A 21496-nucleotide genomic window follows, 5' to 3' on the forward strand; every position below is an offset into this window, starting at 1 on the left:
CACCGGGCGGGCCCTCCCCGGAGTGACGTGGGTCTCCTCGCGGGCTCCTCCGAAGGGCTGAAGTGGTCCACGGGACGGAACGGGGCGAGAGTGGCGGAAGGCGCACGTGTCGCATCCGTCCAGGAACGGCACGGCTTACCCGGGGTCGCACCCTGACCGCATCGTGGACAGGAGGTCCGTCCACCCCGTAAGCGGAATCTCCTGACCCCGGTTCGGGACACCACACCGCCCGGCCCAGTTCACCTTCCGTTCACTCAGGTTGACTACGTTCAACCAGCCACTGACGTCAAACGATTGCCTGGGTAAATGGAACACATCACGCTGCTGCTCGCGATTGTGGTCGTGACAGCTCTCGTGTTCGATTTCACGAACGGTTTCCACGACACCGCCAACGCGATGGCGACGACCATCTCGACCGGTGCTCTCAAGCCCAAGACGGCGGTGGCCATGTCCGCCGTGCTGAACCTCGTCGGCGCGTTCCTGTCCGTGGAGGTCGCCAAGACGATCTCCGGCGGGATCATCAACGAAGAGGGCATTCGTACCGAAGTGATCTTCGCGGCGCTCGTCGGCGCCATCCTGTGGAATCTGCTGACCTGGCTGCTCGGCCTGCCGTCCAGCTCCTCCCACGCCCTGTTCGGCGGCCTCATCGGCGCCGCGGTCATGTCGGCCGGCTGGGGTGCCGTCAACGGCTCGACCATCGTCACCAAGGTCCTGATCCCGGCGGTCGCCGCCCCGATCGTCGCCGGTCTCGCCGCGATGGCCGCCACCAAGCTGACCTACCGGATCGGCGCCAACCCGAAGACGAAGGCCACGGCCAAGGGCTTCCGGGCCGGCCAGATCGCCTCCGCCGGTCTCGTCTCGCTCGCCCACGGCACCAACGACGCCCAGAAGACGATGGGCATCATCACCCTCGCCCTGGTCACCGGCGGCGTCCTCGCCCCCGGCTCCAACCCCCCGATGTGGGTCATCGTCGCCGCCGGTCTCGCGATCGCGCTCGGCACCTACCTCGGCGGCTGGCGCATCATCCGCACCATGGGCAAGGGCCTCACCGACCTCCAGCCGCAGCAGGGCTTCGCCGCCCAGACCAGCGCCGCCACGGTCATCCTGGCCTCCTCGCACCTCGGCTTCTCCCTCTCCACCACCCAGTCCTGCTCGGGTGCCGTGATGGGCGCGGGCCTCGGCCGCAAGGGCGGTGTCGTCCGCTGGTCGACCGCCACCCGGATGTTCGTCGCCTGGGGTCTGACCCTGCCCGCCGCGGGCCTGGTCGGCGCCGCCGCCGAGTTCCTCACCAAGCAGGGCACCTGGGGCATCGTCGCCGTCGCGATCCTCCTGATCGCCGGCTCCGGCGTCATCTGGTCGCTGTCCCGCCGCAAGCCGGTCGACCAGCACAACGTCACCGCCGACGACCTGGACGCGCAGGCCGAGCCCGCGGGCGTCGTCACCACCGCCATCGCGGCCGTCACCCCGCCGCCGCCGGCCGGCTCCGTCGCCGCCGTCACGGACGAGGACCTGAAGACCACCATCCCCGCCCCGAGCCCGGCGGACCCGGCCGCTCCCCCGGCCCCCGCCGCCGCGGTCTAAGGAACTGGAACCAAGCATGAAGATCGACTGGGCAGCTCTCGGCTCCGTCTTCGGAGTCAGCCTCGTGGCGACCGTCGCCCTCGTGGGCCTGTTCACCCTCGGCGTCGTCGGCCTCTCCAAGCAGGAGGAGGCCGCGGCGAACGGTGGCTCCGCCACCCTGGCCCGCACCGGCGCCTACGCCTGCTTCGCGCTGTGCGCGGCAGCCGTCGCGTACGGCATCTACCTGATCGTCGTCTGACCCGCGACACCTCGTCGTGCCCGGCACGACACCCTTCCGGCCGGGCGGCCCGCACCTCGCGTGCGGGCCGCCCGGCCGTCGTGTCTGTGGCGCTTCGCACAGTGACCCGACGCAGGTCAAAGGTGAGTTGACGGCTCTTCGCGCAGCGTGGTGGACTGCCGAGGCCATTACGGCGGCAAGCAGAGGAAGTCCGGTGCGAATCCGGCGCGGTCCCGCCACTGTGACCGGACCCGAGCGGTCCGGGAGTCAGGAACTCTCGCCGCCGGTCACGTCGATCCAGGGCGCGGACCCTGAGTGAGGACCTAGCGCCATGCCCGGCCGCAGCAGTGCCAGCCCCCCGTTCCCGGGCGGATTCGCGTACGGAGCGGCCGCCGGCCTCGCCGTCGACCTGCTCCTCGGCGACCCCCGCCGCGGGCATCCCGTCGCCGCGTTCGGCCGCGCCGCCGCCGCCGTCGAGCGCCGGCTGTGGCGCGACGACCGCGGCCGCGGCGCCCTGCACACCGCCCTCTGCGCCGGCTCGACCGTGGCGCTCGGCGCCCTCGCCGCCCGTACGGTACGGGGCAGCCGCACCGCCTCGATCGCCCTGACCGCCGCCTCCGTATGGGCCGTCGTCGGCGGTACGACGCTGGGGCGCGAGGCCCGCGCCATCGGCGGGGCGCTGGCGGCCGGGGACCTGGAGGTGGCCCGGGAGCGGCTGCCGCACCTGTGCGGGCGCGACCCGCACTCCCTGGACGGGCCCGCGATGGCCCGGGCGGTCGTCGAGTCGGTCGCCGAGAACACCTCCGACGCCGTCGTGGGCGCCCTGTTCTGGGGCGCGGTCGCGGGCGTGCCGGGCCTGGTCGGCTTCCGGGCGGTGAACACCCTGGACGCGATGGTCGGCCACAAGTCCCCGCGGTACCGGCGGTTCGGCTGGGCCTCGGCCCGCCTGGACGACCTCGCAGGCTGGCCGGGCGCCCGGCTCACCGCCGTACTCGCCACCGTCGCCGGGGGGAATCCGCGCGGTGCGCTGAGGTCCTGGCGTACGGACGCGTCGAAGCACCCGAGCCCCAACGCGGGCCCGGTGGAGGCCTCGTTCGCGGGGGCGCTCGGCGTACGGCTCGGCGGCACCCTGGCGTACGGCGGCCGCGTCGAGCACCGTCCCGTACTGAACGGGGAGGGCCGGGCCGTCGAGGTCGCGGACATCGACCGGGCGGTACGGCTCTCCCGCCGGGTCACCGCACTGACCCTGGCCGCCTGTGTGGGCGGCCGGCTGATCGCGAGCAGGCTGAAGCGGAGGAACGCATGAGGGGTGGGGGGCTGCTCGTCGCCGGCACCACGTCCGACGCGGGCAAGAGCGTCGTCACGGCCGGCATCTGCCGGTGGCTGGTCCGGCAGGGGATCAAGGTCGCGCCGTTCAAGGGACAGAACATGTCCCTGAACTCCTTCGTGACCCGGGAGGGCGCCGAGATCGGCCGCGCGCAGGCCATGCAGGCGCAGGCCGCCCGCGTCGAGCCGACCGCCCTGATGAACCCGGTGCTGCTCAAGCCCGGCAGCGACCGCTCCAGCCAGGTCGTCCTCATGGGCAGGCCGGTCGGCGAGCTCAGCGCCCGCGGCTACCACGGGGGCCGGCAGAAGCAGCTCTTCGAGCCGGTCCTCGCATGCCTGGAGGAGCTGCGGGGCACGTACGACGCCGTGATCTGCGAAGGGGCGGGCAGTCCGGCCGAGATCAACCTGCGGCGCACGGACATCGTGAACATGGGCATCGCGCGGGCCGCGCGGCTGCCCGTCGTGGTCGTCGGCGACATCGACCGGGGCGGCGTGTTCGCCCAGTTCTTCGGGACGACGGCGCTGCTCGCGCCGGAGGACCAGGAGCTCGTCGCGGGCTACCTCGTGAACAAGTTCCGCGGCGACGTGACCCTGCTCGAACCGGGCCTCGACATGCTGCACGGGCTCACCGGGCGCCGCAGCTACGGCGTCCTGCCGTACGCGCACGGCCTCGGCATCGACGAGGAGGACGGCCTCAGGGTCTCGCTGCGGGGTGCCGTGCGCGAGTCGGTCGTGGCGCCGCCGGTCGGCGAGGACGTGCTGCGGGTCGCCGTCTGCGCCGTACCGCTGATGTCCAACTTCACCGACGTGGACGCGCTGGCGGCGGAGCCGGGCGTGGTGGTGCGGTTCGTGGACCGCGCGGAGGAGCTGGCCGACGCGGACCTGGTGGTCGTGCCCGGCACGCGCGGGACGGTGAAGGCGCTGGCGTGGCTGCGCGAACGCGGCCTGGCCGACGCCCTGGCCCGGCGCGCGGCCGAGGGCCGGCCGGTGCTCGGCATCTGCGGCGGCTTCCAGGTGCTCGGCGAGCACATCGACGACGAGGTCGAGTCGAGGGCCGGCGCCGTCGGCGGGCTCGGCCTGCTGCCCGTACGGGTACGGTTCGCGGCCGAGAAGACGCTGGCCCGGCCGGTCGGCGAGGCGCTCGGCGAGCGGGTCGAGGGGTACGAGATCCACCACGGCGTCGCCGACGTACGGGGCGGGGAACCGTTCCTGGACGGGTGCCGGGTCGGCGCGGTCTGGGGCACCCACTGGCACGGCTCCCTGGAGTCCGACGCCTTCCGCCGCGCCTTCCTGCGCGAGGTGGCGTCGGCGGCCGGCCGCCGTTTCGTCCCGGCGCCCGACACGTCCTTCGGCGCCCTGCGCGAGGAACAGCTCGACCGCCTCGGCGACCTGATCGAGGAACACGCCGATACGGACGCGCTGCTGCGGCTGATCGAGCAGGGCGCCCCGAAGGGGCTGCCGTTCGTGCCGCCGGGTGCGCCGTGAGCACCCCGTCCACCCGCCGTTGCGTACGACATCCCGTACGACCCGAAGGAGCGACCACCCGATGAGCACCCGCTTTCCGTTCACCGCCGTCGTCGGCATGGACGACCTGCGGCTCGCGCTGCTGCTGAACGCCGTCAGCCCGGCGGTGGGCGGTGTCCTCGTGCGCGGTGAGAAGGGGACCGCGAAGTCGACCGCCGTGCGGGCGCTCGCGGACCTGCTGCCGGAGGTGGCCGTGGTCGCCGGGTGCCGGTTCAGCTGTGATCCGGCCTCGCCCGACCCCGCCTGCCCGGACGGGCCGCACACCGACACCCCCGCGTCCGCCCGTCCCGCACGGATGGTCGAGCTGCCGGTCGGCGCCTCCGAGGACCGGCTGGTCGGCGCGCTGGACATCGAGCGGGCGCTCGCCGAGGGCGTGAAGGCCTTCGAGCCGGGCCTCCTCGCCAACGCGCACCGCGGCATCCTCTACGTCGACGAGGTCAACCTCCTCCACGACCACCTGATCGACCTTCTGCTCGACGCCGCCGCCATGGGGTCCTCGTACGTCGAGCGCGAAGGGGTCTCCGTGCGGCATGCCGCCCGGTTCCTGCTCGTCGGCACCATGAACCCCGAGGAGGGGGAGCTGCGGCCGCAGCTGCTCGACCGGTTCGGGCTGACCGTGGAGGTCGCGGCCTCGCGGGAGCCCGAGCAGCGGGTGGAGGTGGTGCGGCGGCGGCTCGCGTTCGAGGACGACCCCGGGGCGTTCGCCGCTCGCTGGGCGGACGAGGAGGCCGCCCTGCGGGAGCGGATCGTCGCCGCGCGGGCCCTGCTGCCGCAGGTGGTGCTCGGCGACGCCGCGCTGCTGCAGATCGCCGCGACCTGCGCCGCGTTCGAGGTGGACGGCATGCGCGCCGACATCGTGATGGCCCGTACGGCCACCGCGCTCGCGGCCTGGGCCGGGCGCACGGAGGTCACCTCCGAGGACGTACGGCAGGCCGCCCTGCTGGCCCTGCCCCACCGGCGCCGGCGCAATCCGTTCGACGCGCCCGGCCTTGACCAGGACAAGCTCGACGAGACGCTGGAGCAGTTCAGGGGCGAGGAGCCTGAGGAGGACCCCGAGCCCGACGGCCCGGGCGACGGCGGCCCCGACGGCGGGGGCGGCGGTGGGGGCGGCGGGGGCGGCATCCCGCCGCAGAGTGACGGGCCCGAGGGGCCCGCGGCAGAGGCGTCCGCACCCGAGGCACCCGAGGCACCCGAAAGCGCCCCCGCGCCCCGGACCGGCGGGCCCGGCTCCGGTGAGCGCGCCGCCGTCAAGGCCGCCGAGCCGTTCCGTACGAAGATGCTGAGCGTGCCCGGTCTCGGCGAGGGCGCCGCCGGCCGGCGCTCCCGGGCCAGGACCGAGCACGGCAGGACCACCGGCGCCACCCGGCCGCGCGGCACGCTGACCAGGCTGCACCTGGCGGCGACGGTGCAGGCGGCCGCCCCGTACCAGAAGGCGCGCGGCCGCAGCGGCCCCGGCCTGGTGGTGCGGCGGGACGACCTGCGCCAGGCGACCCGCGAGGGCCGCGAGGGCAACCTGGTCCTGTTCGCCGTGGACGCCTCCGGCTCTATGGCGGCCCGGCAGCGGATGAGCGCCGTCAAGGGCGCGGTCCTCTCGCTGCTCCTCGATGCCTACCAGCGGCGCGACAAGGTCGGCCTGATCACCTTCCGCGGCCGCGGCGCCGAGGTCGCGCTGCCGCCGACCTCGTCCGTGGACGCGGCCGCCGCCCGGCTCGAACAGCTCCCTACGGGTGGCCGCACCCCCCTGTCGGCGGGGCTGCTCAAGGCCCACGACGTCCTGCGCGTCGAACGCCTCAGGGACCCCTCGCGCCGCCCGCTGCTCGTGGTCGTCACCGACGGCCGGGCGACCGGCGGCGGAGCCGACCCGCTGGCGCTCGCCGCCCGCGCCGCGCGGCTGCACGCCGCCGACGGCACGGCCTCGGTGGTCGTGGACTGCGAGACGGGCCCGGTGCGGCTCGGGCTCGCCGGGGAACTCGCCCGCGAACTGGGCGGCACCGCCGTCACCCTCGACGAGTTGCGCGCCGACTCGATCGCCGGGCTCGTCAGGAACGTACAAGGCAACAGCTCTATGAGGAGGGCCGCGTAGTGCCGAAGGGACAGCCGAGCGTCGTACCGGAGGACGGGCTGACCACCCGTCAGCGTCGTAACCGCGCACTCGTGATGGTGCACACGGGCGTGGGCAAGGGGAAGTCGACCGCCGCCTTCGGCATGGCGCTGCGCGCCTGGAACCAGGGCTGGCCGATCGGGGTGTTCCAGTTCGTGAAGTCCGCCAAGTGGCGGGTCGGCGAGGAGAACGCCCTCAAGGCGCTCGGCGAGACCGGCAAGGGCGGCACGGTCGTCTGGAACAAGATGGGCGAGGGCTGGTCCTGGATCCAGCGCGAGGTCGCCGAGGGCGAGCAGTCCCACGAGGACAAGGCGCGCGAGGGCTGGGAGCAGGTCAAGCGCGACCTCGCGGAGGAGAAGTACAGGTTCTACGTCCTCGACGAGTTCGCCTACCTGCTGCACTGGGGCTGGATCGACACCAGGGAGGTCGTGGAGGTCCTGCGCGACCGTCCCGGGCAGCAGCACGTCGTCATCACCGGCCGCAACGCCCCGCAGGAGCTGGTGGACTTCGCGGACCTGGTGACCGACATGTCGAAGGTGAAGCACCCGATGGACGCGGGTCAGAAAGGCCAGCGGGGCATCGAGTGGTAGCACGTCTCGTCATCGCCGCCCCGTCCTCGGGCGCGGGCAAGACCACGGTCGCGACCGGCCTGATGGCCGCGTTCGCCGGCCGTGGCCTGGCGGTCTCCCCGCACAAGGTCGGCCCGGACTACATCGACCCGGGCTACCACGCGCTCGCCACCGGCCGCCCCGGCCGGAACCTCGACGCGTACATGTGCGGTACGGAGCTGGTCGCGCCGCTCTTCGCGCACGGCGCGCGGGGCTGCGACCTGGCGGTCGTCGAGGGTGTGATGGGCCTGTACGACGGGGCCGCGGGCCAGGGCGAACTGGCCTCCACCGCGCAGGTGGCGAAGCTCCTGAAGGCGCCGGTGGTGCTCGTCGTGGACGCCTCCTCGCAGTCCCGGTCGGTGGCGGCCCTCGTGCACGGCTTCGCCTCCTGGGACCCACAGGTGCGGCTCGGCGGGGTGATCCTCAACAAGGTCGCCACCGACCGGCACGAGCTGCTCCTGCGCGAGGCCCTGGAGGAGTCCGGCGTGCCGGTCCTCGGCGTGCTCCGGCGCGCCCCGGCCGTCGCCACGCCGTCCCGTCACCTGGGGCTCGTCCCGGTCGCGGAGCGGCAGGCGCAGGCGGTGGACGCGGTGGCGGCGCAGGCGGAGCAGGTACGGCGGGGGTGCGACCTGGACGCGCTGCTCGCGCTGGCGCGGTCGGCGCCGGAACTGGCCGGCGACCCCTGGGAGCCCGAGCCCCACGGGCCGTCGGCCGCGGCGAACGAGCCCGGCCGCAGGCCGGTCGTCGCCGTCGCGGGCGGGGCCGCGTTCACGTTCTCGTACGCCGAGCACGCGGAGTTGCTGACGGCTGCCGGCGCCGATGTCGTCACCTTCGACCCGCTCCGCGACGAGGCCCTCCCCGAGGGCACGAGCGGGCTCGTCATAGGCGGCGGTTTTCCCGAGGTGTACGGCGAGGAGCTGTCCGCCAACGCGCCGCTGCGCAAGGCCGTCGCGGAGCTCGCCGCGTCCGGGGCGCCGGTCGCCGCCGAGTGCGCCGGGCTGCTGTACCTGGCTCGCTCGCTGGACGGGCGGCCGATGTGCGGGGTGCTCGACGCCGACGCGCGCATGTCGGAGCGGCTCACCCTCGGGTACCGGGACGCGGTCGCCGTGAGCGACAGTGTGCTCGCGGCGTCCGGGACGCGGATGCGGGGGCACGAGTTCCACCGCACCGTGATCGAGCCGGGCGCCGGGGCGCTGCCGGCCTGGGGGCTGCGGCAGCCGGAGCGCCGCGTCGAGGGCTTCGTCCGGCAGGGGGTGCACGCCAGTTACGTGCACACGCACTGGGCGGGGGCTCCGCAGGCCGCCGCGCGTTTCGTTGATCACTGCGGGGAGCACCGCGGGGAGCACCGCGGGTGAGCTCAGCCGCCGGACAGGCCCACCACGAGCCAGATGAACGCCACGCCCGCCACCGTGCACAGCAGGGTGGTGCGGGCGGGGTGTTCGTGGTGGGCCTCGGGCAGGATCTCGGCGGCCGCGAGGTAGAGCAGGGCTCCGCCGAAGAACCCGAGATAGCTGCCCAGGAGTTCCTCCGGAAGGGTGAACAGCAGGGTGGACGCGGCGCCGACGACCGGGGCGACCGCGTCGGCGACGAGCATGGCGACGGCTTTGCGGCGGGCGTTCCCGTACAGGCTGGTGATCGTGTACGTGGTGAAGCCGTCGGCGAAGTCGTGGGTGATGACGGCGAGGGCGACGGTGGCGCCCATGCCGCCGCCGACCTGGAAGGCGGCGCCGAGGGCGACGCCGTCCATGAGGCTGTGCAGCACCATGGCGGCCGCCGCGGTCAGGCCGACCTGCGGCACCCTCCCACCCGTCTCCCGGCTACCACCCGTCGTCGGAGCGCTCTGCGCCGCCCCCCAGTTCGCCTCGGCACCGTGGGCGGCGCTGCGGACGGCGAGCAGGCGCTCCACGACGTGGGCGAAGAGGAAGCCGCCGACGAAGAGCAGCAGGGCCTGGGGGACGCCGTAGACCTTCCGGCCCGCCGCCTCGACGGCCTCGGGGAGCAGGTCGAGTCCGACGACGCCGAGCATGAGGCCGCCGGCGAGGCCGAGGACGAGGTGGCGTCGGTCGGTGACGCGCTGGGCCGTCCAGCCGCCGAACAGCGTCATGAGGAACGCGCCGAGCGCGACGACTACAGCCATGGGCCTTTGCTATCGGATCGCGGCTCCTTCGCGCACCTCGAGGTGGTGGTCGGTGTGGGCGTCCGTTCCGGGGCCGCCGTGGACGAGGTGCTGGGCCTGGTCGGGTCGGTGCTGCGCGAGGCGGGGCTGAACGCCCGGGACGTGGTGGCGCTCGCGACGCTCGACGCACGGGCCGCGGAGCCGGGGATCGCGGGTGCGGCCGGGCGGCTCGGGGTGCCGGTGCGTGGGTTCGCGAGCGGGGAACTGGCCACCGTGGCCGTACCGCATCCCTCGTCGGTGCCGCTGGCCGCGACGGGGACGGCGTCCGTGGCGGAGGCGGCGGCGCTGCGGGCGGCGGGTCCCGGGGCTGTGCTCCTCGTACCGAAGCGGAAGGCCCGGCGCGTAACGTGCGCACTTGCCCGTTCCGTCCCGGTTTCTCCGAACGAAGATGCCGTGGGCGTACGGTTGTTGCCCTCGGGCCACGGGTATCTCGCTGGCGAGCCCCACTCATCCCCCAGCTCATCCCCCACGCGCACCATCCCCATCCCCACCCCCCACACGACGGCGGCCATGGACACCCACACTCATGCTGATGCACACGATCTGCGTCACCACGGCGACGCGGAGGTTCGGGACGAGAAGCTGATCGACCTCGCGGTCAACGTCCGGGCGAACACGCCGCCGGACTGGCTGCGGGAGCGGATCGCCGACTCCCTCACGGGCCTCGCGGCCTACCCGGACGGCCGGGCGGCGCGGGCGGCCGTGGCCGAGCGGCACGATCTGCCGGCCCGTCGGGTGCTGCTCACGGCGGGGGCGGCGGAGGCGTTCGTGCTGCTCGCGCGGGCGCTGCCGGTGCGGCGGCCGGTCGTGGTGCATCCGCAGTTCACCGAGCCGGAGGCCGCGTTGCGGGACGCCGGGCACGAGGTGGAAAGGGTGCTGTTGCGCGAGGAGGACGGTTTCCGGCTCGATCCGGCGGCGGTGCCGGAGGAGGCGGATCTGGTCGTCATCGGCAATCCGACCAATCCCACCTCGGTGCTGCACCCGGCGGCCGCGATCGCCGCGCTCGCCCGGCCCGGGCGGACCCTGGTGGTCGACGAGGCGTTCATGGACGCGGTGCCGGGCGAGCGGGAGTCGCTGGCCTCGCGGACGGACGTGCCGGGTCTGGTCGTGCTGCGCAGCCTGACGAAGACCTGGGGTCTCGCGGGGCTGCGGATCGGCTATGTGCTGGCGGCGCCGGAGACGATCGAGGCGCTGGAGCGCGTACAGCCGCTGTGGCCCGTGTCCACGCCGGCGCTCGTGGCGGCGGAGGCGTGCATGTCGCGGGCGGCGCTCGCGGAGGCGGAGTACGCGGCCCACCGGATCGGGGTGGAGCGGGCCCATCTGCTGGCAGGGCTGGCGGAGTTCGACGAGGTACGGGCGGTCGCCGCGGCGGAGGGCCCGTTCGTGCTCGTACGGATCGAGGGCGCGGACGCGGTACGGGACCGGCTGCGGTGCCTGGGCTTCGCGGCCCGGCGGGGCGACACCTTCCCCGGGCTCGACCGGAACTGGCTGCGGCTCGCGGTGCGGGACCGGGTGACGACGAACCGCTTCCTTCAGGCGCTTGACCAGGCGCTGTTGATGCTGGGCTGAACCGCCCTGGGGGCCGTGGGCGGAGGGCGGTGCCCCGGTGGCGCCGCCCTCCGCTTCTCGTCCCCCTGCGCTACCCCCTCGGGCCGGTCAGCCGCGCGCGCGGCCGCGGCCGCGGGCGAGGGCGCCGCCGCCGGCCCCGAGCAGCAGGGCCGCGCCGCCGGCCAGGTACGGGGTCATGGAGCTGCCGCCGGTCTCGGCGAGGTTCTGGGTGGGGGTGGTGCCGCCGTTCTGGGTGGTCACCCCGCCGTCGCGGCCGGGCTGCGCGGAGGGCTGCTCGGTGGGGTGCTCGGTGGGCTGCTCGGCCGGCTTGGTCGGCTTGGTCGGCTCGTGGCCGGCCGGGGTCGCGCAGGTGGCCTCGGCGAGGGTGACCTTGCCCTGGACCTCGGCGACGTTGAGGTGCAGCGGGTTGACCGAGACCGTCAGCTCCAGGGCGGTGGCGGCGGCGGTACGGGAGGTGGTGGAGGTGCGGGAGAGGTCGAGGACGACCTCGCCGACGCCGGGCACGCCGACCTTGGTCCGGCCGCCGGTCGACAGGGTGGTCTTCTTGCCGAGGACGGTCACGTGGCCGAGCAGGTTGGTCTGGGCGACCGGGCGCTTGCCGGCCTCGCAGACGGCCTTGGAGGTGACCTTCTCCAGCTCGATGAGCGAGAGCGCGGGAAGTCCGGGGACGTGGACCCGGGCCTTGGCGAGGTTGACGTACCCCCGGGCCGTGTTCCCCTCCACGGTCGCCTCGGAGGTGGCGGCGTCCGCCCGCAGGACGTCGACGGGCCGGCCCCTGTCGGCGCCCTGCACCTTCACGCTGAGCGCGGTCTTCCCGGCGCTGGCCGGGGCCTCGACCTCGTTGAGGGAGGCGCGCAGCGGCACGTTCACCGCCTTGTCGAGCAGGTCGACGTCGAGGCTCGTGCGCAGGACGACGGCGGTGGCATGACCTTCGCCGCCCTCGCCGCTGCCGCCCCTGCCGTCCGTGGTGCCCCTGCCGTCCGTGGCGCTCGGGCCCTCCGTGGCGTGGGCGGCCGGGGCGGCCGCGAGGACCAGGGGGCCGGCGGCGAGCGCGGCGACGGTGGCGGCGGCGGCGCAGCGGCGTGCGGGCATGCGGAAGGTGTTGCTGTTCAAGACGGTGGAACCCCCACAGGAGACATGGCGTCGCCGGCCGCTCGCCACGGGGACTGTGGGTCGTTGCGGCGACGGCGACTTGAGACACCGGAATCTTTACGCACTGTGGGTGAACTGACAGACACCTGGCGTGAGTTCACTCCAAAGGGTGGTTTCCGTGCCCATATTCGAATCTTTCGGCACAGGTGTTCTCGCGAGCCCCGCGTGTTGCGGAGTGCGCGGGCGCGGGGGCGCGTTCACGGGAGGTGCTTTAACGACGTGCGCCGGGTGGAGGTAACGGATCGTCAACCCGCCGCCAGGCCCTCCGCACGCTCGCGCGTGGGCCGCCAGTAGCCGAGCGCGTGGACCCGCTCCTTGGGCAGGGCGAGGTCCTTGCGGACGTACGAGGCGAGGGTGCGGGTGGTCGCGGTGTCGCAGGCGATCCAGACGTACGGGGCACCGGCGGCGGCCGCGAGCGCGGGCAGCTCCTCCCTCACCCGGGCGACCAGGGCGGCGCCGGCGTCCTGCCGGGGCACCCGGCGTACGTCGTGCAGGTCGCCGTCGGTCCGCAGCGGCAGCTCCTCGTCCGAGGCGTGCACGGTCTCGAACCAGAGGGTGGCGGGGGTGGCGGGGAAGGCGTCGAGCAGGGAGTTGACCGCGGGCAGCGAGGCGGCGTCGCCGATCACGAGGAGGCGGCCGGGCACCGGCTCGGGCGCGGTGAAACCGGTGCCCTGGAGGGTGGCCTCGATGGTGTCGCCGGGGGCGCAGGAGCGCGCCCAGTCGCTGGCGGCGCCGTCGTGCAGGGCGAACTCCAGGCTGAAGGTGCCGGCTTCGGGGTCCGGGTCGACGAGGGTGTAGGCGCGCTGGTGCGGCTTGCCCGCGTTGTCGAACCAGAGCCGTACCCACATGGTCGGGTGGACACCCGCGGCGGCGAGCAGTCCGCCGTCCGTGAAGCCCACCCGGCGGTAGTGCGCGGTCACCTGCTCGGCGCCGGTCACGGTGAACGTGAAGTCCCTGCCGCGGAACAGCTTGAGGACGACGCCCTCCCAGCCGTGGCCCGTACGACCCACGGTGATCCCCTCCCCTGGAGTCCTGTAGATTAATTTAGGTCAGCCTAACCTAAGAAATGTTGATCCGATCGGGGCCGTACGCAGTGAGCATCGAGGTCTACCGGGACGCCTGGGGCGTCCCCCATCTGCGCGCCGCCGACCCGCGCGAACTGGCCCACGCCCAGGGCCTGGTGACCGCCCGGGACCGCGCCTGGCAGCTGGAGGTCGAGCGGCACCGGGCGCAGGGGACGACGGCGGGATTCCTCGGTGCCGCGGAGGCCGGCTGGGACACCTTCGTCCGTCAGGCCAGGCTGGCCGACACCGCGCGCCGGTGCTACGACCGGCTTGACACGGAGACGGCGGCCTGGGTACGGGCGTACGTGGACGGGGTCAACGAGGGCCTCGCTGCGGGGGCCCGGCGGGCGCCCGAGTTCGCCGCGACCGGCCTGGAACCGGGCCGCTGGGAGCCCTGGACGCCGCTCGCGGTGTGGCTCTCCACCCACATCCTCTTCGCCGGCTTCCCCACCAAGCTGTGGCGGGACCAGGTCGCGCGGCGGCTCGGCGAGCAGTGGACGGAGCTCTTCGCCACGGACGGCCCCGGCACGGCCGGCTCCAACGGCTGGGTCGTCTCCGGCGCGCGTACGGCGAGCGGGGCGGCGATCGTGGCCGGCGACCCGCACCGCTTCATCGAGGCGCCGGGCGTCTACCAGCAGATCCGGCTCGCCTGCCCCGAATACGACGTCCTCGGCCTCGCGGTCCCGGGCGTCCCCGGCCTCGCCCACTTCGGCCACACGGGCCGGGTGGCCTGGGCGATCACCAACGCCATGGCCGACTACCAGGACCTCTACCGCGAGCGGCTGCGCCGCCGGCCCGACGGCCGCGTGGAGGCCCTCGGCCCGGACGGCTGGGAGCCGGCGACCGCGCACTCGGAGACGATCCGCGTGGCGGGCTCGGCCGAGCCGGTGCGGATCGAGGTGATCGAGACGGGCCGGGGTCCGGTGATCATCGGCGCGGGCGGGGGCGGGGGCGGGGGCGGGGACTGGGGCCCGGACGCGGACATGGACGTGGACACGGACGACGAGGGCGGGGTCCCCGAGTGGGAGGCCGTCAGCCTGCGCTACCCGCCCCGCGTCACCGGCGAGTCGGGCTTCTCCGTGCTGCCCGCACTGCTGGCCGCGCGCGGTGTCGGGGACGTGGACCGGGCGCTCGACCGGTGGGTCGAGCCGGTGAACGTCGTGCAGGCCGCCGACGTCGACGGCGGGCTGCTGCACCGGGTCGCCGGGTACGTGCCCGTACGCGACCGGGACAACGCGCTGCGGGTCGTGCCCGCCTGGGAGGCCGCCCACGCCTGGTCGGGCCGGGCCGCCGCCACACCCCGTGCCGAGGTCGACGGGCACGCCGTCATGGCCAACGCCCGCGGGCTCGCCGGGCCGCTGGGCGTCGAGTTCGCGCCGCCGCACCGGGCCGAGCGGATCACCGCCCTGCTGGACGCCTCGGCGTCCTGGACGCCGGCCACGACGGCCGCCGTCCACACCGACACCGACAACCCGTCCGCCCGCCGCCTGCTCGACGCGGTCCGGGGCGCCGACGAGACCGCCCTCTCGCCCGCCGCCCGGGCCGTGCGCGCGACGCTGCTCGCCTGGGACCGGCGGATGGCCGCCGACAGCGTGGACGCCGGTCTGTACGCGGCCGTGCGCGGGGCGGTCGTCCGGCGGCTTGCCGCGCACGAGGCGTTCGCGGTGCTGCGCGAGCCGGCTCCGTACCCGGAGCTGTTCCGGCCCTGGCTGGCGCTCGGTGCGCGGGTCGCGTTCGCCCTGGAGACGCTGCTGGTCAGCGGGCCCGTACCGGCCGGGGACATCGCGCGGATCGTGCGGGAGGCGCTCGAGGAGGCCGGGGCCGCGGAGACCCCGCCGGCGTGGGGGGTGACGCACCGGCTCGCGCCGTGGCAGGCGCTGCCCGATGGCGACGACGCGCAGTGGCCGGGGCTCGCCGGCGACCACGACTGCGTGCTGTCCACGTCCAGCGTGCCGGGGTTCACCGACCGCGGCGCGCGCGCCTCGGCCGCCCGGTACGTCTGGGACCTGGCCGACCGCGAACGCAGCCTGTGGGTCGTGCCGTTCGGCGCCTCCGGGGTGCCCGGCGACCCGCACCACCGCGACCAGCTCCCCCTGTGGCTGCGGGGCGAGCTCGCCCCCGTCACCACCGACTGGAAGTCCCTCACACCGGAGCACGAGGAGCAGGAACCGCATGACCACCGCTGAGCACATCCAGGACGTCGAGGGCTTCGGCACCGTCCGGATCGACCGCATCGACCCCGAGCGGGACGCCCCGCTCATCCACGCCTGGGTGAACGAGGAGCGCGCCCGCTTCTGGGGCATGGCCGGCACCACCGTCGAGCAGGTGCGGGACGTCTACGCGCACCTCGACTCGCTCAGCACCCACCACGGCTTCCTGGTGCGGCGCGACGGCGAGCCGGTGGCGCTCTTCCAGACGTACGAGCCCGAGGCCGACCGGGTCTCCGAGTGCTACGAGGCGCAGCCCGGCGACCTCGGCGTGCACCTGATGATCGCGCCCTCGGCCGCGCCGCGGCGGGGCTTCACCGCGGGGGTGCTCACGGCGCTGATCGATTTCGCGCTGACCGGCCACACCCGGCTGGTCGCCGAGCCGGACGCCGCCAACGGGAAGGCGATCGCCCGGCTGGCGCGCGCCGGGTTCGAGCTGGGCCCGGAGGTCGTCCTGCCGGAGGTGGACCTGCCGGAGGTGTTCATCCCGGAGAAGAAGGCGCGGCTGGCCTTCCTGACCCGCGAGACGAGGGCGGCGGCCGCGGCGGCGCAGGCGTAGCCGACCGGCCGGAGGTTGGATCCGAAATCCGGGATCCAACCTTCGAATATTGGATATCGGATCCAATCAGGTGGAGCCGGCCGGGCGAGACACCCCCTAGCCGATCACCCGTCCGTTCACCACCACCCGCCGCGGCGCCGCGAGGACCCGGACGTCGGCGCGCGGGTCCTCGCCGTAGACGACGAGGTCGGCCGGGGCACCCTCCTCCAGGGACGGGCGGCCGAGCCAGGCGCGGGCCGCCCAGGTGGTGGCGGACAGGGCGTCCAGGGCCGGGATGCCGGCCCGGGTGAGCTCCTCGACCTCGGCGGCCACCAGGCCGTGCGGCAGGGAACCGCCCGCGTCGGTGCCGACGAAGACCGGGATGCCCGCGTCCCAGGCGGCGCGGACCGTGTCGTAACGGCGCTCGTGGAGCCTGCGCATGTGCGCCGACCAGCGCGGGAACTTCTTCTGGCCGCCGTCCGCGAGGTGCGGGAAGGTCGCGATGTTGACCAGGGTGGGCACGATGGCGACGCCCCGCTCGGCGAAGAGCGGGATGGTGTCCTCGGTGAGTCCCGTGGCGTGCTCGATGCAGTCGATGCCGGCCTCGACCAGGTCGCGCAGCGAGTCCTCGGCGAAGCAGTGCGCGGTGACGCGGGCGCCGAGCCGGTGCGCCTCGGCGATGGCCGCCTCGACCTCGGGGCGCGGCCAGGACGGCGAGAGGTCGCCCAGGTCGCGGTCGATCCAGTCGCCGACCAGCTTGACCCAGCCGTCGCCGCGCCGGGCCTCACGGCCGACGTAGGCGACGAGCTCGTCGGGCTCGATCTCGTGGGCGTAGTTGCGGATGTAGCGGCGGGTGCGGGCGATGTGCCGGCCGGCCCGGATGATCTTCGGCAGGTCCTCGCGCTCGTCGACCCACCGGGTGTCGGAGGGCGATCCCGCGTCGCGAATGAGCAGGGTGCCGGCATCCCGGTCGGTGACGGCCTGCTTCTCGCTGGTGACCTCGTCGACCGGGCCGTGCTTGTCGAGCCCGACGTGGCAGTGGGCGTCGACGAGACCGGGCAGCGCCCAGCCCTCGACGGTCAGGACGTCCCGGGCCGGGCCGGCGGGCCGCTCGAAGGTGACGCGCCCGTCGACGCACCACAGTTCGTCCCGGACGTCCTCCGGGCCGACGAGCACCCGCCCCTTCACATGCAGCACCACGTGATCGCTCATACCCGCACTCTACGAGCCGCCGCCCGGGACCCGGGCGGCGATGTTCGTCACCTTCGGGCCGTGACCGCCGGGCCCCTCACGGGCGCCAGTCGGCCTCAAGGTCGTGCGAGCCGGCCTTGGTGAGCTGGGTCGGTGCGGTGCCGTCGGCCCGTACCAGGAAGAGGTGCTCGGGGTCCGCGTCGTCGGTACCGCCCCGGGTGAAGACCAGGCGCCTGCCGTCCGGCGACCAGGAGGGGTACTTGTCGTTGGCGCGGGCCGAGGTGATGCGGTGCAGCCCCGAGCCGTCGGGGCGGACGACGTAGAGGTGGGCGAAGCCGGTGGAGTCCACCCGGCTGAAGACGATCCGGTTGCCGCGTGACCAGTCGGGCGTCCAGTCGTGGGAGCCGGACAGGGTGACCGGCGTCTGGGCCAGGGTGGACAGCTGGATCCGCATCAGTCTGCTGAGTCCGGACGCGTCGGCGCGGCTGAACGCCAGCTGCCCGCCGTCCGGGGACCACGTCGGGTGGAACTCGTCCGCCGCGGTGTGGGTGAGCCGGGTCGCGGGGGTGCCGTCGATGTCGGCGACGTAGAGCTCGCGCTGGGTGCCGACCGGCTTGGAGTAGGCGATCCGCTTGCCGTCGGGGGACCATGCCAAGTCGGAGGCGCCCTGGGTGCCGGGCACGGGCTTCAGGTCGCCGCCCGTGGACTTCATCGTCCAGATGCCGTCGATCGCGCCACCGGCACCGTAGCGGAGGAACGCCACCCGCTTGCCGTCCGGGGACCAGCTGGGCATCACGTCGCTGACGGTGGGGGTGTGGGTGAGCTTGACGGGCGCGCCGCCGGCCGGGGAGATCGCGTACAGGTCCTCGACGGGCGCCGCCGCGGTGTAGCGGGCGAAGACGATCGGGTGGTCCGCGGCCACCCGCACCGCCCCCGGCACGGCGGCCGGCCCCGCCACCCCTGCCGCGCCCGCGTCCGCCGCCGCACCGAGGGTCAGCGGCGCGGCGACGGCGAGCGCCGCGGCGGCCGCGGCCGCCCGGCGCAGCCGCGCGCCGCCGTTCGCGCCGGCTCCGCCGGATCTGTGGGTTCTGTCGGTTCTCCGAACCATGGTGTCCACCCCGATTCCTCCCGGCGGCCCCCTGCGGGGCCGCTCCGGCCCGCAACATCCCACCGACGGGGCTGCGGGGGAAGCGTCCGCGCCCGGCGGTACGAGCCCTGTGACACGTTCCGGACGCCGCCGTGACGGCGGGTCGCGCGCGCCGGCCGGCACGGCGCCGCCCTCGCGACCGGCGGGCCGGCGGACGGGGCATCTAGGCTGGCACGAGCTCGACCCCGATGTATGCGACACGCATTCGACACCGAAGAAGGCACCGCCGTGACCGTGACACACCCGCTTCTCGACCTGGCCCCGCTGACCGCCGCGCAGTTCGCGTCGATCGAGCGCCGGGTCGCCGCGCTGCTCTCCACCGAGCAGGACGTGGTGATCACCCAGGGCGAGGCGCTGCTGCCGCTGGAGGGCTGCATCCGCAGCGGGGCGCGGCCCGGCTCGACCGCGCTGAACGTGGTGACCGGTCCGTACGGGCAGACCTTCGGCAACTGGCTGCGGGACTGCGGTGCCACGGTCGTCGACCTGGAGGTGCCGTTCCACACCGCGGTGACCGCGGACCAGGTGGCGCGGGCCCTCGCCGAGCACCCGGAGATCGACTTCGTGTCCCTGGTGCACGCGGAGGCGGCGACCGGCAACACCAACCCGGTCGCCGAGATCGGCGAGGTCGTGCGGGCGCACGGCGCGCTGTTCTACCTGGACGCGGTGGCGTCGATCGGCGCCGAGCCGGTGCTGCCGGACGCGTGGGGCGTCGACATGTGCATCATCGGCGCGCAGAAGGCGATGGGCGGCCCGGCGGGTGTCTCGGCGGTGTCGGTGAGCGAGCGTGCCTGGGAGCGGTTCGCCGCCAACCCGCGGGCGCCGCGCCGCTCGTACCTCTCGCTCCTGGACTGGAAGGAGCGGTGGATCGACGGCGGCCGCAAGGCGCTCCTCCATGCCCCGGCGCAGCTGGAGATGCTGGCGCTCGAGGCGTGCCTGGAGCGGATCGAGGCGGAGGGTCCTGCCGCGTTGATGGGACGGCACGCGGCGGCCGCGGCGGCGACCCGGGCGGGCGCGCTCGCGCTCGGCGGCGGTCTCGAGCCGTACGTCCACGAGGCGAAGGACGCGGCCCCGGTCGCGACGACGCTGCGCTCGCCGGCCGGGGTGGACGCCGCGGAGCTCGTGGCGAAGGCGCTGGCCGCGGACCCGTCGCTGCCGCTGATCGCGGGTGGCGGGGCGCTGGCGAAGGAGATGATCCGGGTGAACCACTACGGGGTGGACGCGACCCCGGGCGCGGTGCAGTCCTCGCTCGCGGCGCTGGGCGCGGCGCTGGCGGAGACCGGCCGGCCGGTGGACCTGGAGGGCGCACGCCGGGCGGTCACGGAGGCGTGGGGCGGCCGCTAGGGAGTGTCCGGTGAGCGGCCGCCCGCGTCCGGGCCGTCGCTACAGCGCCGGGTAGTCGGTGTAGCCGCGGTGGTCGCCGCCGAAGAAGGTCGTGCGGTCCGGGGTGTTGTACGGGCCGCCGGCCCGCAGCCGGGCGGGCAGGTCGGGGTTGGCGATGAACATCGCGCCGTACGCGACGAGGTCGGCGGTGCCGTCCTCGATCAGCGCCAGCGATTCGGGGCCGGTGGTTCCGTCGGTGGCCGGGTTGAGGACGAGGGTGCCGGAGAACCGCTTGCGCAGCGCGAGGGTCGTCTCGCGCACCTCGGGCCCGATCTCCAGGAGGTGCAGATAGGCGAGGCCGAGGGGTTCGATCGCGTCGACGAGGCGGGTGTAGGTCTCCTCGGTGTCGGTCTCGGCGATGTCGTTGTACGGGTTGCCCGGGGAGAGGCGGAGGCCGGTGCGCCCGGGGCCGATCTCGGCGGCGACGGCGCGGGTGACCTCGACGGCGAAGCGGATCCGGTTCTCGACCGGGCCGCCCCACTCGTCGGTGCGGTGGTTGGAGCCGGTGGCGAGGAACTGGTGGACGAGGTAGCCGTTGGCGCCGTGGATCTCGACGCCGTCGAAGCCGGCCTCGATCGCGTTGCGCGCGGCGGCGGCGAAGCCCTCGATCGTCTCCCGCACCTGGTCGCCGGTGAGTTCGCGCGGGGTGGTGAAGTCGATGAGTCCCGAGCCGGCGAAGAGCTGTCCGGCCGGGGTGACGGGGGACGGTGCGACGGGGTGGAGGTCGCCGTCGAGAAGGTCGGGGTGGCCGATCCGGCCCGAGTGCATCAGCTGGGCGAAGATCCTTCCGCCGCGCTCGTGGACGGCGTCGGTGACCTCGCGCCAGGCGGCGATCTGCTCGCGGCTGTGCAGTCCGGGGGTGTTCGGGTAGCCCTGGCCCTCGGGGACCGGCTGGATGCCCTCGGTGATGATCAGTCCGGCCGAGGCGCGCTGGGCGTAGTACTCCGCGGTGAGCGGGGTGGGGGTACGGCCCTGGGCCTCGGCCCGGCTGCGGGTCATGGGCGCCATGGCGATGCGGTTGGCGAGTCGGGTGCCGGCGAGGTCGACGGGGTCGAATGCGGTGGTCATGACGGTCCCCTCAGGATTTATGTGGTCGGCCAACTATCTCCGTACGAACGCCACTGTAACCCATTCCTTGGCCGACCAAGTTATTCTGGGGCGGAGCCCTTGAGGAGGAGGCCCCCGATGCCCGCGAGCGAACCCTTCTGTACCGACCCCGGCCCCGCCGGCCACCTGCCGTCCGCCGCACGCGGCGGGCCGGTCAGCCTCGCCCTGTCCCGGGTGGCCCGGCTGCACCGGGTCGAGGCGGGGCGACTCCTCAAGGAACTGGGGCTCTACCCGGGCCAGGAGTTCCTGATGATGGCGCTGTGGGACTGCGGTCCGGTCCGGCAGTCCACACTGATCCAGTCGCTCGGGCTCGACCCGTCGACGGTCACGAAGATGCTCCAGCGCCTGGAGCAGTGCGGCCATGTCCGCCGCCGCCCCGACCCGGCCGACAAGCGGGCCGTCCTGGTCGAGCCGACGGAGCAGGGCGAGGACCTGCGCGCCCGGGTCGAGGAGGTCTGGACGGGCCTGGAGCGGCACTCCCTGGCCGGCCTCGACGAGGCCGAACGCGCGGAACTGGCCCGCCTCCTCGGCCGTCTGGAGGGGAACCTCTGCCGGGAGGCGGGCGAGTGCTGAGGCGTCAGGCCACGGCCTCGGGCGTCTCGCCGATC

Annotated in this window: 18 protein-coding genes and 1 riboswitch; of the genes, 12 read left to right on the forward strand and 6 right to left on the reverse strand. The window is 74.4% G+C overall.

The window, feature by feature from the left end; translation table 11 throughout:
• Positions 1-306: 306 nt before the first annotated feature.
• From ACIGEZ_RS00315 to ACIGEZ_RS00345, 7 genes are all read left to right on the forward strand, one after another.
• Complete coding sequence (locus ACIGEZ_RS00315) at positions 307-1581, forward strand: anion permease (RefSeq protein WP_399824245.1); 1275 nt, start codon at positions 307-309, stop codon at positions 1579-1581.
• 16 nt (positions 1582-1597) lie between these two features.
• Positions 1598-1819, forward strand: a complete 222-nt coding sequence (locus ACIGEZ_RS00320) for a hypothetical protein (protein ID WP_399824247.1) — start codon at positions 1598-1600, stop codon at positions 1817-1819.
• A gap of 141 nt (positions 1820-1960) precedes the next feature.
• Positions 1961-2096: riboswitch (cobalamin riboswitch) on the forward strand.
• A 33-nt stretch (positions 2097-2129) separates the two neighbouring features.
• Positions 2130-3104, forward strand: a complete 975-nt coding sequence (locus ACIGEZ_RS00325; RefSeq protein ID WP_399824249.1) for a cobalamin biosynthesis protein — start codon at positions 2130-2132, stop codon at positions 3102-3104.
• Positions 3101-4609 carry a cobyric acid synthase gene (locus ACIGEZ_RS00330; RefSeq protein ID WP_399824250.1) on the forward strand — a complete coding sequence of 503 codons (1509 nt, stop codon included), beginning with the start codon at positions 3101-3103 and terminating at the stop codon, positions 4607-4609. Before ACIGEZ_RS00325 ends, ACIGEZ_RS00330 begins: the two co-directional genes overlap by 4 nt.
• A 61-nt stretch (positions 4610-4670) precedes the next feature.
• A complete protein-coding gene (locus ACIGEZ_RS00335) occupies positions 4671-6731 on the forward strand; it encodes a putative cobaltochelatase (protein WP_399824252.1) in 2061 nt (686 codons plus the stop codon).
• Positions 6731-7339 carry a cob(I)yrinic acid a,c-diamide adenosyltransferase gene (cobO, locus tag ACIGEZ_RS00340; RefSeq protein ID WP_399824254.1) on the forward strand — a complete coding sequence of 203 codons (609 nt, stop codon included), beginning with the start codon at positions 6731-6733 and terminating at the stop codon, positions 7337-7339. The genes ACIGEZ_RS00335 and cobO overlap by 1 nt, the downstream gene beginning before the upstream one ends.
• A complete protein-coding gene (locus ACIGEZ_RS00345) occupies positions 7333-8712 on the forward strand; it encodes a cobyrinate a,c-diamide synthase (protein WP_399824255.1) in 1380 nt (459 codons plus the stop codon). The genes cobO and ACIGEZ_RS00345 overlap by 7 nt, the downstream gene beginning before the upstream one ends.
• A gap of 2 nt (positions 8713-8714) precedes the next feature.
• Here ACIGEZ_RS00345 and ACIGEZ_RS00350 read toward each other — a convergent pair whose 3' ends face one another.
• A complete protein-coding gene (locus ACIGEZ_RS00350; RefSeq protein ID WP_399824256.1) occupies positions 8715-9494 on the reverse strand; it encodes a ZIP family metal transporter in 780 nt (259 codons plus the stop codon).
• 45 nt (positions 9495-9539) lie between these two features.
• Between ACIGEZ_RS00350 and cobC the strand changes: the two genes are divergently transcribed.
• The gene (gene cobC, locus ACIGEZ_RS00355; protein WP_399826123.1) at positions 9540-11102 is read left to right on the forward strand and encodes an Rv2231c family pyridoxal phosphate-dependent protein CobC; all 1563 of its coding nucleotides are present in this window, start codon (positions 9540-9542) and stop codon (positions 11100-11102) included.
• An 87-nt stretch (positions 11103-11189) separates the two neighbouring features.
• Here the strand turns inward: cobC and ACIGEZ_RS00360 are convergent, their stop codons facing one another.
• Together ACIGEZ_RS00360 and ACIGEZ_RS00365 are read right to left on the reverse strand one after the other, a co-directional pair.
• Complete coding sequence (locus ACIGEZ_RS00360; protein ID WP_399824257.1) at positions 11190-12215, reverse strand: SCO1860 family LAETG-anchored protein; 1026 nt, start codon at positions 12213-12215, stop codon at positions 11190-11192.
• A gap of 284 nt (positions 12216-12499) precedes the next feature.
• Positions 12500-13264 (reverse strand): siderophore-interacting protein, encoded by a 765-nt coding sequence (locus ACIGEZ_RS00365; protein ID WP_399824258.1) that lies wholly within the window; start codon positions 13262-13264, stop codon positions 12500-12502.
• Positions 13265-13347: 83 nt separating this feature from the next.
• Between ACIGEZ_RS00365 and ACIGEZ_RS00370 the strand changes: the two genes are divergently transcribed.
• Together ACIGEZ_RS00370 and ACIGEZ_RS00375 are read left to right on the forward strand one after the other, a co-directional pair.
• Positions 13348-15504 (forward strand): penicillin acylase family protein, encoded by a 2157-nt coding sequence (locus ACIGEZ_RS00370; protein WP_399824259.1) that lies wholly within the window; start codon positions 13348-13350, stop codon positions 15502-15504.
• Positions 15491-16084, forward strand: a complete 594-nt coding sequence (locus ACIGEZ_RS00375) for a GNAT family N-acetyltransferase (protein WP_399824260.1) — start codon at positions 15491-15493, stop codon at positions 16082-16084. The genes ACIGEZ_RS00370 and ACIGEZ_RS00375 overlap by 14 nt, the downstream gene beginning before the upstream one ends.
• Positions 16085-16180: 96 nt before the next feature.
• On the opposite strand, the gene ACIGEZ_RS00380 is transcribed toward ACIGEZ_RS00375, so the two are convergent.
• A complete protein-coding gene (locus ACIGEZ_RS00380; protein ID WP_399824261.1) occupies positions 16181-17275 on the reverse strand; it encodes an amidohydrolase family protein in 1095 nt (364 codons plus the stop codon).
• Between the two features lie 76 nt (positions 17276-17351).
• Complete coding sequence (locus ACIGEZ_RS00385; RefSeq protein WP_399824262.1) at positions 17352-18362, reverse strand: hypothetical protein; 1011 nt, start codon at positions 18360-18362, stop codon at positions 17352-17354.
• A gap of 273 nt (positions 18363-18635) precedes the next feature.
• Between ACIGEZ_RS00385 and ACIGEZ_RS00390 the strand changes: the two genes are divergently transcribed.
• A complete protein-coding gene (locus ACIGEZ_RS00390; RefSeq protein WP_399826125.1) occupies positions 18636-19742 on the forward strand; it encodes a pyridoxal-phosphate-dependent aminotransferase family protein in 1107 nt (368 codons plus the stop codon).
• A gap of 39 nt (positions 19743-19781) precedes the next feature.
• Here the strand turns inward: ACIGEZ_RS00390 and ACIGEZ_RS00395 are convergent, their stop codons facing one another.
• Positions 19782-20849 (reverse strand): alkene reductase, encoded by a 1068-nt coding sequence (locus tag ACIGEZ_RS00395; RefSeq protein ID WP_399824263.1) that lies wholly within the window; start codon positions 20847-20849, stop codon positions 19782-19784.
• 117 nt (positions 20850-20966) lie between these two features.
• Here ACIGEZ_RS00395 and ACIGEZ_RS00400 point away from each other — a divergent pair, with 117 nt between their 5' ends.
• Positions 20967-21461 (forward strand): MarR family winged helix-turn-helix transcriptional regulator, encoded by a 495-nt coding sequence (locus tag ACIGEZ_RS00400; protein WP_399824265.1) that lies wholly within the window; start codon positions 20967-20969, stop codon positions 21459-21461.
• Positions 21462-21496: the final 35 nt, after the last annotated feature.

This window comes from Streptomyces sp. NPDC085481 (genome assembly GCF_044541845.1).
Lineage (GTDB): Bacteria > Actinomycetota > Actinomycetes > Streptomycetales > Streptomycetaceae > Streptomyces.

Excerpts from the sequence above, each read along its gene's own strand:
- ACIGEZ_RS00335 (WP_399824252.1), top strand. The coding sequence starts at position 4,671 with ATGAGCACCCGCTTTCCGTTCACCGCCGTCGTCGGCATGGACGACCTG.
- ACIGEZ_RS00400 (WP_399824265.1), top strand. The coding sequence starts at position 20,967 with ATGCCCGCGAGCGAACCCTTCTGTACCGACCCCGGCCCCGCCGGCCAC.
- ACIGEZ_RS00380 (WP_399824261.1), bottom strand. The coding sequence starts at position 17,275 with ATGAGCGATCACGTGGTGCTGCATGTGAAGGGGCGGGTGCTCGTCGGC.
- ACIGEZ_RS00350 (WP_399824256.1), bottom strand. The coding sequence starts at position 9,494 with ATGGCTGTAGTCGTCGCGCTCGGCGCGTTCCTCATGACGCTGTTCGGC.
- ACIGEZ_RS00330 (WP_399824250.1), top strand. The coding sequence starts at position 3,101 with ATGAGGGGTGGGGGGCTGCTCGTCGCCGGCACCACGTCCGACGCGGGC.
- ACIGEZ_RS00395 (WP_399824263.1), bottom strand. The coding sequence starts at position 20,849 with ATGACCACCGCATTCGACCCCGTCGACCTCGCCGGCACCCGACTCGCC.
- ACIGEZ_RS00385 (WP_399824262.1), bottom strand. The coding sequence starts at position 18,362 with ATGGTTCGGAGAACCGACAGAACCCACAGATCCGGCGGAGCCGGCGCG.
- ACIGEZ_RS00315 (WP_399824245.1), top strand. The coding sequence starts at position 307 with ATGGAACACATCACGCTGCTGCTCGCGATTGTGGTCGTGACAGCTCTC.
- ACIGEZ_RS00325 (WP_399824249.1), top strand. The coding sequence starts at position 2,130 with ATGCCCGGCCGCAGCAGTGCCAGCCCCCCGTTCCCGGGCGGATTCGCG.
- ACIGEZ_RS00320 (WP_399824247.1), top strand. The coding sequence starts at position 1,598 with ATGAAGATCGACTGGGCAGCTCTCGGCTCCGTCTTCGGAGTCAGCCTC.
- ACIGEZ_RS00375 (WP_399824260.1), top strand. The coding sequence starts at position 15,491 with ATGACCACCGCTGAGCACATCCAGGACGTCGAGGGCTTCGGCACCGTC.